Annotated in this window: 3 protein-coding genes; all 3 read right to left on the reverse strand. The window is 61.5% G+C overall.

Features of this window, described 5'->3' with window-relative positions; all coding sequences use genetic code 11:
- Positions 1 to 10: 10 nt before the first annotated feature.
- Genes SFU85_00320 through SFU85_00330 form a run of 3 tightly spaced genes read right to left on the reverse strand, consistent with a single transcriptional unit; the run spans position 11 to position 12,836 of the window.
- A complete protein-coding gene (locus SFU85_00320; protein ID MDX6765213.1) occupies positions 11 to 3,907 on the reverse strand; it encodes an MBG domain-containing protein in 3,897 nt (1,298 codons plus the stop codon).
- Positions 3,904 to 10,560 carry a discoidin domain-containing protein gene (locus SFU85_00325; GenBank protein ID MDX6765214.1) on the reverse strand — a complete coding sequence of 2,219 codons (6,657 nt, stop codon included), beginning with the start codon at positions 10,558 to 10,560 and terminating at the stop codon, positions 3,904 to 3,906. Before SFU85_00325 ends, SFU85_00320 begins: the two co-directional genes overlap by 4 nt.
- A gap of 14 nt (positions 10,561 to 10,574) precedes the next feature.
- A complete protein-coding gene (locus SFU85_00330) occupies positions 10,575 to 12,836 on the reverse strand; it encodes a hypothetical protein (protein MDX6765215.1) in 2,262 nt (753 codons plus the stop codon).
- Positions 12,837 to 13,033: the final 197 nt, after the last annotated feature.

The following is a 13,033-nucleotide window of genomic DNA, read 5'->3' on the forward strand; positions in this document are numbered from 1 at the left end:
TGTTATGGGATTAGTTGGCGAGTGGGGAATGGGTGACAATCAAACGCATGAAGCGTCGGGCGGCTTCGGAGACGGTCAAAAAATCCTGAACTTCGACCGGACCGGCGGGGATTTCTCCGCCACGGAACTCGGAAACAGTCTGCCAAGGACCGGACACCAAGTTATCGGTGGCCTCAATCCGGTAGACCAGGGAGGGATCGGAGATGATACTGAAAAGTGCGCGGAGGCGGTCTGCGGACACTCCCAGCGATGATGACAAAACCACTCCCCCCTGCGTGGGATGATTGCCCGTGGCATACTCCACCAAATTGTCCGCACCGTCACGATCCGGGTCGGCATTGTCGGCCCCCGCGCCAGTGGCAACGCTGGCGCCGAAGTATTGCTGTCGCCAGGACTGCAGAGGGGAAAAGAAACGGATATTGTCGAAGACTGCCGTGGCGGTTGTGTTGCCGGTGCGGGGGGCGACGACAAAGCCGACACTCAGGGTTGATCCGTTCATGGTGTTGGCCTGGGTGGATAGTGTGGTCCACGTGGTCCCATTGTCGGAGAATGCCAGTGTGAAGGTGCCGCCCTGGCGGGTCATTCGTAGCCACTCAGGAAAACCGCTTGTGCTGCTGGCAGAGCCGCTGAAAAAGTTGGTGCCGGTGGCGGAACCATTGGTGGCGGTCTTGTGCTGAAAATTCACGGATCCGCTTCTGAGCATGTGGATGGTGCTGTAGCGGGAGCCGGCGCTGGTGGTTTCCCGGAAGATGATTCCGGCCTTGGCAGAAGCGTCCGTCGAAGAGAACGAGACAAGCCGCGCCGTGAACACCCCGTCTCCCTGCCAAGGCATGGAAAGGTAGGTGTTGGAGTCGTTTGTGCCGGTCCAAAGATCGGCGGTGACTCCACCACTGGTGGCGCCCCCCGCACCGACAATACGGATGGAGTCGGCCGCCAAAATCTCCACTGTCCCGGGGGCGACACCGGCTGAGGGATTGATCTGTTGGAGATTCCCCGGACCCGGGAAAACGGTCACTGTGAAAGATGCATTGGCCGTGGTGCTTCCATTGTTGGCAGTAACGTTGACCGTGGTGGAGCCCACGGGGAAGAGTGAACCGGAAGGAGGATTGGCGTATGCCGTGGTGGTGGCCGTGAAGCCATCGCCCGCGCTCACCTCAAAGTTGACCAACGCCCCACTTGGACTGCCGCTGATGGTCAGATTGTCCGGTGTGGAAATGACGAGGCCCGTGATGGTCATGTTGCCCGCGACCGGTGTATGGCTGTAATTGGGATCGTTGATCCACGCCGTGATGGGATAGGTGCCGGGGAAGACTCCCTGGCCAACGATCGAAACCCGGGTGGCGAGGCCGGGGGGATTGGTCGTGACGACCGGCGAACCCACAGCGCCCGTGTAAGGAAGGGAGGAATTACCGATGGTGAGCGTGGCGGCCGGGCGCTGAACGCTGATGAGCGCGGCGCGTGTTCCAAAAAAGTCCGCGTTGGCCACGATGGCTTTGGCGGTGTATTGGCCGGGGCTCGCAGGAAAAGTCGGTGACCCGTCGTAGGTGATGACCGGGGTGATCGAAGACTGGGTGGAAGTCGCTGTAACAGGGGCGGAGGCAGTAGGGGCCGATGTGTTGGCAAGCGTGACCGTGACAGCCGTGCCCGTGGTGATGAGGAGTCGTCCGGTGGTGCTCGCCTCGTAGATTGGATCGTCGAGGGTGGCCACGATGTCGTAGTATCCCGGGAGCGTTGGCAGCGTGGTGGAACCGTTGTAGGTGATGGTGATGGATGATGTTAGGCCTTCAATGGGGAGCACACCACGGACCGGGACGGGAATGTCGGCCAGTGTGTAGGCAGTGCCGTTGATGTCGGACGTGTAGGATTTCCTCACAATCATTGGAGCGAGCAGACGGGAGGCGGGGACCATGGGAACCGGAATCGGCGACGTGACCTCCGAGCGGACACCGCTGATCAGCAGGGGTGTGGTGCGCTGCATGTCGACCTCGAGGGCCATGGTGAGGGGGATTTTAGGGGCCCCGGCTGGACGGACCGTGAGCGTCATCGGTTTGGTTGTGGTGCCATCCTGATTGCGGGCCGAGAGCGTGAGGTTGTAACTGGTCTCGGTGGTGACGGTGGGAAGGGTGCCTGAGATCAGGCCGGTGGTGGCATTGATCGAGAGCCCTGCGGGCAGGCCGGTTGCCGAGTAGTTGGGGGTCGTGATGGCGGCGACAACATTCGACACGGGCAACTGATAGGACCACGCGGCACCCGAGAGAACGACGAGTTGGGCGGGCGTGCGGATGGTAGGCGGCAGGTTGATACGAACAGGCAGATTCGCCTGATGGGTGTGCGGATTCCTGGCCGCACGCAGGCGGGTTTCGAGCTGGTTGGCATAAAGCGAACGGACCGGCATGCGAGTTCCATTGTACCAAGCCTCGGCCTTGCCCAGCAGGCCGGCAGGGACACCACCGGAGTTGCGCCACGCGGCGGGGCCGCCATTGACGGCGGTGGTGCCGAACGACCAGTTCGGCGAGAGCGGCATGTTCTCAAACGTGAGGGTGTTGGTGACGACATTCCATGCGACGCAGAAGGCGGAAGGTCGCTCGAGCTTCACCTGGAGCCCGACGGTGGCGCTCAACTCGGAAATATTGTCCCAGAGCCCACCGTTGTTCCATTCGGCATGTGAGCCGGATTCGTTGAAAGAGCGGCTGGAGACGCCGTCAACAAAGACATTGGGCCCCGGAGCGGCGGGCCAGTTGATGATGAACGTGTGACGACCGTTGCGTCCGATATTGTTGCTGACGAGACCCATTTCACCGGTGAGGACGAAGCTGTATCGGCGGCCACCCTGCAGGATGGAAATGCCATCGTGGCACTGGGAGCGGTTGATGGTGATCTTACGTGTCGAGGTGTTCACGTAGGCGATGGAGTAGGCAAAGTGGCGGGCGGTGCACCCGTTCACGAAGCCGTCCTCGACCTCGGTGAAATCGAGCGCGTTCCAGACGTGGTTCTCATCGGTGTCCGATGCATAGGTGCTCTCGAAGTAGATATCGGAGACACCGACGTTGGTGATGTAGCTGAAGGCGGTGACCGGCACGACGTAACCGCGGCCCCATGCCGGGTCGAGTGGCGAGGTGATGGGCGCGTCGAGGGTGATGGAGTTGGGGGTGACGGCGGTGACAATGCGATTGAACGTGATGGCAGGATCCTTGTCCACGGTGGCCGCCGTGTTGTAGTAGCTCGCCTTTTGCCACGCGATCGAACCGGGCCAGCGAACCTGGACACGCTGGCCGACGGTGAACGGATGGCCGGAGATGGGGATCACATTCGTCCCGCCCGGAATGTAAACATTGTCCACCAGCGTTCGGGTGGTTCCTGCGGTGATGCCGCCTCCGTCGAAGGCGATGAGCCTTGAATTGCGGGTGTTGCCACTTTGGTTCTCATTCGTTGTGCCGACCGCATAAAGACGGGTGCCGGTGAGCGGGTGGTCCCCCTCACCGCGGATGACGACGCCGGAGGCGGTGACACGGATTCGGTTGACGGAATGAATTTCCCAACGTCCAGCCTTGAGAAGCACGGCGCCACGGAAGCCGTTCACCAAAGGGCGTGTGGCGATGAAGTCAATGGCGGCCTGGATGCGGTCCGTCTGGTCGCCCGTGCCGGGCTGCAGGGTTACGAGCACGGGCACATCGTAGCCACCGGGCTCGCCGGGGACGGGGGTGTTGCCGTATTGGAAACCCACGGTCGAAAAATCGGGAATGCGGTCACCGTTGGGGTAGGGATAATAGGTGATGGATTGATCCGGGTTGATGCCCAACGGGAGGCTGAATTGCGGGGTGGAAGCGTGCAGGACCAGGGGCAGGACCGCAAAATGGCCGCAGCCGATGGCAAGAATCAGACGACACATCAATTCCGGGCAATTCATGGCGGCGGTGAATGCGTGACGACGAGCCGCATGAAGCGTCGGTCGGGATTGGATGCACCGACGGCGACAATGTCGGCAATCTCGACCGTCCCCGCGACGCCAGCTCCGCCACGGAATTCCGATACGGTCGTCCAGGTGGCCGGAAGGAGATTACCGGTGGCCTCGACCCGGTAGGTGATCCAGGGATCGGCAATGACGTTGAAGACCAGGCGCAAGCGGTCGCGCGATGCCCCAAGCGAGTGGGCGACGCCGGGGTTTGCAGACTGCGGCGAAGTACCGAGGGCGTATTCCATGAGGTTGGATAAACCGTCACGGTCGGGATCGGCGTCATTGGAAGCGGTGCCGTTGTTGCTACTGGAGCCGAGATTGGCCAGACGCCAGGTGGAAAGAGCGTCAAGCGGACCGGTGTTGAGCATGGACGAAGCAGAACCTTCACCCACGACATTTGTCGCTGTGATCTGGTAGTAGGCACTGCTGCCCGGACTGAGACCGGTATCGGAATAAGAAGGGGTCGTGAGCCCGGTGGCCACCATCTCGAACGGGTCGTCGAGAGTCGCGGCGCGGTAGACGGAATAGGAATCGGCGTTGGCGACCGGACTCCAGGCAAGGGCGACCTGTCCCGAACCGGGGGTGGAGGTCAGGCCGGCGGGTGCGGCGGGTTTGCCGAGGAAGGAAACGTTGTCAAATACCGCGGTGGCGGTGCCATTGGCGGTGCGCGGACCAACGGCAAAACCGACAGTGAGGGCATTTCCATTGAGGGTGATGGTACGGTTGGCGCCAAGGGCGGTCCAGGACGTGCCATTCGAGGAATAGAAGCAACTGAAGGTGTTGCCAGAACGGACCAGGCGTATCCACTCCGGAACGCCGCGGCCGGTGACGGAGTTGGTGAAGAAATTGGTTCCCGACGTGGCTCCACTGGTAGCGGTCTTGTGTTGGGCCCAGGCATCCCCTTTGCGCAGCAGATACATGAAACTGTACTTCGATCCCACCGAAGTGGTTTCCCGGAACATGATGCCGGCCTTGGCCGAGCTGTCGGTGCTGGTGAAGGAAGCCAGGCGCGCGGTAAAGATGCCGTCACCGGTCCAAGGTTGTGAGACGTAAGTGAAGTTGTCGTTGTTGCCGGTCCAGATATCGCCGGTGATGCCGGTGGTTCCCCCGGTGGCATTGACCGTGAAGTTGCCGCTGGTGCCGTTGTGGGTGGCTGTTCCGAGGAAATTGTAAGAACCCACATTGCGCACGCTCCAGGGATTGGGCAGTCCGGGGGCGGTGACGGTGACGGTGAAGTTGGCCAAGGAAGTATTGCCGACCGCATCGGTGGCGGTGATGTTGACCGTGGTTGTGCCGATGGCAAAAAGCGAGCCGGATGGCGGAGTGACCGTGGGGGTGGCGATACCGGTCACAGCATCGACGGCCGTGACCTCGAAATCCACCACGGCACCGCTGGATGAACCGGCGGCAACCGTGATGTTTCCGGGCGTCGTGATGACCGGGCCGGTTGTATCCGGTGAAACGATGGGCGAAAACAACTGCCAATCAGCCAGGTGGAGCGAGGACGGGTCCCCGTTGTTGGCCGTGATCTCCAATCGGTAATAGGCAAAAGCCAGATTGTTGGTGAAGCCATAGGTTTTAGTCTGGCCCCGGCTCGTGAAAACCTCGCCGCTGCGGGTATCCAGCACCGCCCAATTCAAGCCGTCATTCGACCCGAGGAAGCGCCAATCGCGGGGATCGCGGGCGGGATTGTCGGCGGCGCTGGTCACCTGGTACTGCGTGACCTGCCGGGTGGTCGCCCCTGCGAACCGGTATTGAATCCAGCCGGTGTTGGCGTTGCCCGATGTTTGCCAGGCAGTGGAAGCATTACCATCAAGGGCCAAGGCTGCGGCAGTGCCCTCGCTGGAGGCCGAGGGAGTACCCCCGGTGGCCACGGGTTCGGAAGGGTACGTGGTGCAGGCGTTGGATTGCTCGGCCCACATTTCCCCGGCGGAATTGACCGCGTAGAAGCGGAAGTAGTATTGCGTGCCCGGGGTGAGCGAGGACAGTGTCCGGGACAGTGTGCCGGAGCCCGGCGTGCCGAGGTTTTCAGCATGATCCCAGGAAGCCGCAGTAGTACCGCCGTCGGTGGTCCCCCAGTAGAGATAGACCGTGGCGTTGGCATCGAACTGGGGATAAACGAGAGTGCCATTGAATGTGGCCACGTTGGACCCAAGGTTCGAAGCCCGGTCGGTCGTGATGAATGGAGGGTAAACTTTCGCATCGGAGCGGTACTCATCGTTGTAGAGTCCGGCCATTTCGAGGGGGACCGCCTGGAATCCGGGCAGGTCGGTGAAGGCCCGTGAATCGGGACGGAAACGGAAATCATCGGCGGCAAAGTCGACGAAACCCGGGTCTGTCGTGTATTCCTTGTTCGGACCCGAAGCGAGGACGGTGGCGTTGGATGAAGAGGACGTGTAAGCGGTGGCGTTGGCCGTGACGCGGTTCCAGACGATGCCGGAGGTGTAGTTGTCGTAGGTCAGGTTTCGCTCGATGGTGCCCCCGGGGGCTGAGTAAATCTTGAAACCGAAGCGACAGTTGACCGCTACATTGTTGATGTAGGTATCGGTCAGGGGCACCCCGGCCGTGGGCGTGCCACCTGGCGTCTGGTCATAAAATCCGGTGCCGCGGGTCTCGTTCGGGTCGGTGCGGAGGTTGACCGTATTCCCGTAGACAGTGGCATTGATGTGGTCGGAGTCAAAGTAGATCCCCTCCCCGTGCTTGCTGTCGTGGACGTAATTGTAGCGGATGGTGCTGTTGCTGAGGTAATTCGAGGCGTAAGCATAGATGCCTCCCATGTCATTGGAGAAGTAGCAGTAGTTGCTGATGTCATTGTATTCAATCTGGTGGTCATAATCCCTCCACAACATGCCTACGTGCGGGCTGCCGCTGGTGGTGTTGTGGGCGATGCGGGCGCCGACGGAGGGCTTGCCGTATTGGTATCCGGCGTCGACGGCGGCGGCATAGACGCGGACGACCCGGGCGTAGTTGTTGACGCGGTTATTGACGACAAAATTGTTATGGGGCACGCGGGGGCTGGCGGTGTTGTTTCCACCGCGGACGAGGACACCACCGGAGGCGAGTTCCTCCATGTTACAGCTGACGACCCCATTGTAGGTGCCGCCGGAAAAATTGTTCATATCGACCGGATAGCCGCCCATGTTGCGGAAGGTGCAACCGGTGACGAGATTACGGGAGCCACCGAGGATCTGCACCCCCTGTCCCAGGCCATACTCGAAACGGATGGACTGGAAGGTGGTGTGATTCCCCGAGATCTGGACCAAGGCGGAGCCGAGGTCGGAGAGGACGATGCTGTTGTCGGCGGGTTGGGCGGCGGAGTCCATAAGGAAGTAGAGCCGGTTGCGGCTGAAGTCGACACACCACTCGCCGGGCTGGTCCATTTCTTCGAGGAGATTGACGACCCAGTAGGGTTCGGTCTTGCTGCCGGCCGGGCGGGAATACTTGTTGCCGATGCCGTTGCTGATACTGACCCCGTTGGCCAGGGCGATGGCTTTCTTGGTGCCGGTGTCGAGGAACCCGACCTTGGCTCCGTTGATCTGCCAGGGGACACGCCAGTACCCGACGACCCAGACACCCCCCTTGGCCAGGGCGGACTGCCATCGGAGGATATTGGGCTCGTCCGCCGTGTTGTAATGGAAGGCCCCGCCGACAGGAATGACCGTGCCATTGCTGGTGGTGTAATTGCCACCGACATTGAGGTAACCGGTGCCGGCGGTGTCGGCCCCGGTGGCCACGCCGTTCATCTTGAGATTGGCGGTCAGGGAATCGTCAGCCAGGTTGCGGTTCGGGTAGCGGGAGAGGATTTTGCGCTCGCCGTTGTAAAAAACTTCGAGAAGACCGGCGCTGCCGCCGGCCATGACGTTGCGGATCTGCCATTCGTTGAACGTATTCGGGAAGGGCCCCTTGTGCACCACACCGAGGGAGGCCAGGTCCACTTCCCAGATGCGGGAGGCATCAACTCCTGGGGCCACACGGGAGAGTTCGCTTGAAGCCAATGGGGTGAATTGCGAGGAAAGGAGGGATTTGCCCCCGGATATGATGGCGGTTTCACCGGGGTATCCGGCATAGACAACTGGGGCACCACTGCTGCCCGAGTCGGTGGCGTTGAGGGTGAAGGTGCTGGTGCGGGTGTAGGTACCTCCGCGGAGGTAGACCATGGCCCCGCCCGCGGGCAGCGGACGCGGGAGGGCACGGAGGGTGTTGCGGGCTTTTTCCAGTGTGAGGAAGGGGGCACCGATGGAGCCGTCATTGGAGTCGGAGCCGTTGGGAGCGACGTAAAGCGTGATGGCGGGAGTGGGCTGGTCGATGCTGACACGCACCCCCCATTGGCGGGTGTACGTGGAATTGTCCGAATAGGTTTCCCGGACCTGGAGCCAATGGGTGCCAACGGCATTCACGTCGGGTTGGTAAGTGAAGGAAGATGTGCCGTTGCCCGTGGCCGCCCCATTCATAAGCCACTGGTAGGCGAGGGCTCCGGCACTGGCCTGGAAAGTATGCGAGGAGCCGGCGGGAACAACCACGCTGCGGGTGGTGCGGGGAAGAGCGACGGTCAGTGTGAAGGCGGAACTGGTGGTGGTGCCAACGGAGTTGGTGAGTACAACATCGTAGGTGCCGGAGTCGGCACTGGCGGCCGACGGGATGACGAAACTGGATGAGGTGGCCCCATCGATGGCCACGCCATTTTTGCGCCACTGGTAGGTGACCGGGGCCAGGCTTTGCACGGCCACCGAAAAGGTGACCGTCTCCTCTTCCAAAACTGTGGCGGGGGCCGAACTGGAGGTGACGGCGGGCGCGGTGACAGCGAGGTATTGGCCAAGGGTGAGGTTGCCCCCGGATTGGGTGATGACGAACGAGCCGAGCCCGTCGGAAGTGAGGATGCGGCTGCCGGAGGGGGCATTGGCGAACGAGCCCGTGAGGTTGGCCGTGCTGGTGAGGATGGTGAAGGTGGCGTTGGCGGCCGGAGTGAATGAGGAGAGCCGGGAGAGGATCAAATTGCCGCCGAGGGTGGCCGAGCCGGAAACGGACAGGCAGTCGTACTGGCCGTTTTGGAATCCGGTGGCCTGCGTGGTGCCCCCGATATCGATGGCCAGAGATCCACCGGTTGCGACGTAATTGCCGGTGAGGGTGGTGCGGCCGGCGGTACCATTGCCCCCCGGGGAAAGGCATCCGCCATGGTTGTAAAGAGTGCCGATGCCCACCGAATTGGCGGCGGGATCGGAATGGGGCGGGCCGCCGGCGGTGCCGTTGGCGGAAGCGTAGCCGAGAGCCGTGGCGTTGAAGGCCCCGACCGCCAAAGTGCCGCCAAGGAAATTGAAGTTACGGATATTGCCGGTGCCGGGGTTGACGACTGCGTTGGGGGGGGAACCGGACGATCCGTTGGTACCGGGGCTGGCGGGGGTCGTGCCCTGGATGGCCCCCGCGCTGAGGAGGGTGCCGCCGGAGAGGGTGTAGGACGCGAGGATGTTGGATACCGGAGTGTATGTGATGTTGGCCCCGCTGCCACTGCTGGTCAGTCCACTATGACCGATGGTCAGCGTGGTGGTGTTTCCACCGTTGGTGCCGCCGCCCACCGTGATCCCATTCTGGAAAGTGCCGCCGGTCTGGGCCAGGTGCGTGCTGATGGCCACGCCGAGGGAGTTCCCGCCATTGACCGAGCCATTCGCTTGAGCCAAGTCGACCAAGCCACCCGAAATCTGGAGGGTGGCGGTGCCATTGCTGCCCACCGAGCCAAGGGCGAACTTGCCGCCGTTGGAGTAAATGGAACCGACGTTGGTGACCTTCAAGGTGCCGCCGCTGACCGTGATGTTGCCGGCGCCCAGGAAGCGCGCCCCGTTGAATGCGAGGGTGCCGCCGCGGACGTCGAGTCTTCCGGAAAAGAAGTCGGCGGAGCCATTGCGGGCGAGGTCGCCAAAATTCCACGTGCCGGAATTCACCCGCACCGTCCCGTTCCCAGTCACGGTCAGGGCCCCATAGCCGGAGCTGGTGATGAGCGTATTGTTGCTGGTCGTGGCCGGGGCATTGGAACCGTCGCCGCCGAGGACCAACAAACCACCGCTGCGGGCGACAACGAGAAAGGCACTTGTGCTGTTTCCGGAGAGGTTGACACTTTGACCCGTCGCAGGGCTCAGAACCACATGGCCGGTGGCATTGCCCCCATTGACGGTGATTGTATTGCTGTTGTTTCCAGTCAAGTTGCCAGTGACAAGAAGAGTGCGTCCGGGGCCCACTGCCCAAAGCTGGGCGGCCGAAAGCACCACCGGGGCCTCGATGGTGAGATTTTGTTGCGCCTGGGAGAGGTCGACCCCGCCGGAGCCGACCGTCAGATTGCCCCCGGTGCTGATGGTGATGGGTTGGGAAGGATTGAGGATCTGTACTTGGCGGATGGCCAGTCCGGTCCCGTTGCCCGTGGACACGGTCCCATTGGCATAGGTCCCGTTCCAAGTGATGTTATCCGCCGACGTGGGCAGGGAGGCGGGATTCCAACTGGCTGCCTGGTCAAGCGGGGCGGTGTTGTCGGCCTTGGTGTAGGTCGTCTGGGCCCGCGCCGTAAAAGGGGTCAGCGCGAGCAGCGCAATAACGATCATCCAATGGGGACGCCGGATCATGCAAGATTGGGGAGTCAGGGTTTGGAAGTGCCGGAGGAGGCTGGTTTTTTTTGCGCAAGTATCTGCTGGAAATTCTCCCAACCGGGAAGTTGCTCATCGGGGGAGGGATTTTCCACCAAGACCGCGGTGGCGTGGGCAGCGAGCTTGAGGGGCTCGCCGTTCGGACCGGGAACCGCGGGGGCGGATTGGCTGGAGAGAAACAACGCAGCTTTGCCCGCAGTCCGGGGCGGCTGGACCGTGACTTCAGAGGCTCCGGGATTCCCCGCAACCCAGTAGCGTTTGCCAGCCAGAGAGACGCTGAATCCCGCAGCTTCCTGAGGCTGGAGGAGGTGGCGCACCTCGGCCCGCTCCTGCGCCCAGGCGGGTTTCACTTCGACCAGACACCAGGCATATTTGGCTGATGCCACTTCGCAGGTGACTTCGGTTGTGGGGAATGCAGGCAGGCGGAAGGGCACCAATTTCGGTTCAACTTTGGCAAAGTTTTGCTCGAGGACCCGCACCACAAAATCGCCGTAGCTCCACTCATTGGGGCCGAGTGATTTGATGGTTTGTTTCGGTCCGTTGACGGTTCCACCGGTGCCAAGACGGATGACGGCCTGGAGATCCGCAGGCGGGGCATCGGCTTTGATCGGATCGACGGCCATCCAGCCGATCAGGCGGTCAGGCAGGGTGAGCCATAACTGCCTTCCGTTCCAACCCGAAAGTTTGCCCTTTTGCGAACTGCCGAATGTGGCCATTTCATACGTGGCGGTGAAGGCACTGAACGACCTGCCGATGATCCGACTGGAGCGCATGCCGGATGTCAGGCCGGCCCAGGAACGCGGGTCGTCGGCTTTGGCACCGACGCGCACCCGCGGGCCGACGCCCATGAGGAAGGTTTGCAGGGAAAAATCCGGCTGGGCGATGAGGGCTCCCAAAAGAGTGGCGTGGCCGGGCTCGTCTTCCGGAATATCACGCAGGGTGGCGGCGTAACTGAAGCGGCCATACCAAGCGCGGGGCCCGTCGATGTTGCGGTCGGGATAAGTGACCGCATCCGGCAAGGGAAGTGGTTTGACATCTCTCCGGTACCAAGCAACCGGAATACGGGCCTGTTCCCAGCGGCGGAGATCCTTTGGTTTCGGATCGGGCTCGCCCAAAATGCCGCGTACGTAGGGATTCCCGGTGGCCCCGGCCACGTGCTCCCCGCCGGCAATCCCTTTGAGCGCACTGTTCCAAGTGTGTTTCCATGATGGGGCAGTCCAATATTCGGCCATGCGTCCGATGCTGACCGGGCCGTACCACTCCAGGCGTTTGAGCCAAGCGAGTGGCTGCGGGTCGCCACTGATTTCATGGATTTGCGCGAAAAACTGGGCGATGACATCGTGGTAACCACAGGATTCGTTCTGGCTCCAAATGTAATGGGTACCACCGTCGGGCAGGATGGCCTTTTCCTGGGCATACAGCAGCTGGCGGGAGGCCTCCAGCATGGCTGCGTCCTCGAGGTAGAGGCCGAAGTTGAGCAGTTCCAAGGACATGGCCAGATGGATATTGGCATAGCCCTTGGTGTGGAATTCGCGGTGCCCGGCGCTGTAAACCATCACTTTGTCTCCCGCCGTGCGCATGGCCTGGTCGATGAGGGCCTTCTGGGAAGGGAGCAGCAGCCCGGGATAAAGCCGGGTGAATTCACGCAGGGTGATGGCCGCCTGGCTGATGGCAAAATCGTCGTAGACCGACTGGCCCCCTTTGATTTCTGAAAAGTTGGCCAGCGCATCGGCATAGGCCAGAAGTCGCTGAAGCAGGCGGTCCAGGATTTCCGGGTCACCTTTCATCGGGCTGGCGGGATTGGCGAAGAGCCAGAAAAACGCTTCCATTTTTGCGGCGGTATCGCGCGGGTTGTATTCGCCCTGGGAGGTGGCCGATCCAAAGAGGGGTTCCGTGTCCGCCACCGGCCAGGCGACATCCGGTTGGGCCAGGGAGGACCGGGCTCCGGCCATCAGACGATCCAGGTAGGGGTTGTTGACGGGTGTCAATGGAGGACGCAGGACGCTGAGGTTGCGGGCCGATGAAGCAGGCGTGCCGAATGGTTCAGCGGGCATCGCAAGTGCGGCATCGATTTCCGTGGCCATGACGGACGCACGATTGTCATTCGCCGGACAGGAACCCAACCGTTCGCAAGCGACCATGAGCACGACTTTTTTGAGCTTCTCCGCCGGTGTTTGCTCTGGGAGGGATTGGATTTTCTGCGAAAGATCGCTGACGGGAGAGGTGATTGCCCCGTTGATCCAAACGAGTGACAAGATTGGCAAAAGAAACGGGTAAGAGACGGCTTTCATGAAATGTACAGGCCTGAGCACAGGAGATGGATCCTCAACGAAAGAATGGAAAATCGAATAGACATCAGGTGATTCGATCCAAGTTTACTTATTGGAGGGCAACCATACTTTTGCATTTTCTTTGCAGATTGTAAATGCAACGCATGCAATTTTTGTCCGTC

The sequence above is a fragment of the Candidatus Methylacidiphilales bacterium genome (assembly GCA_033875315.1).
In the GTDB taxonomy this organism is placed as follows: domain Bacteria; phylum Verrucomicrobiota; class Verrucomicrobiia; order Methylacidiphilales; family CAZTYG01; genus JANRJG01.

Excerpts from the sequence above, each read along its gene's own strand:
- SFU85_00320 (MDX6765213.1), bottom strand. The coding sequence starts at position 3,907 with ATGAATTGCCCGGAATTGATGTGTCGTCTGATTCTTGCCATCGGCTGC.
- SFU85_00325 (MDX6765214.1), bottom strand. The coding sequence starts at position 10,560 with ATGATCCGGCGTCCCCATTGGATGATCGTTATTGCGCTGCTCGCGCTG.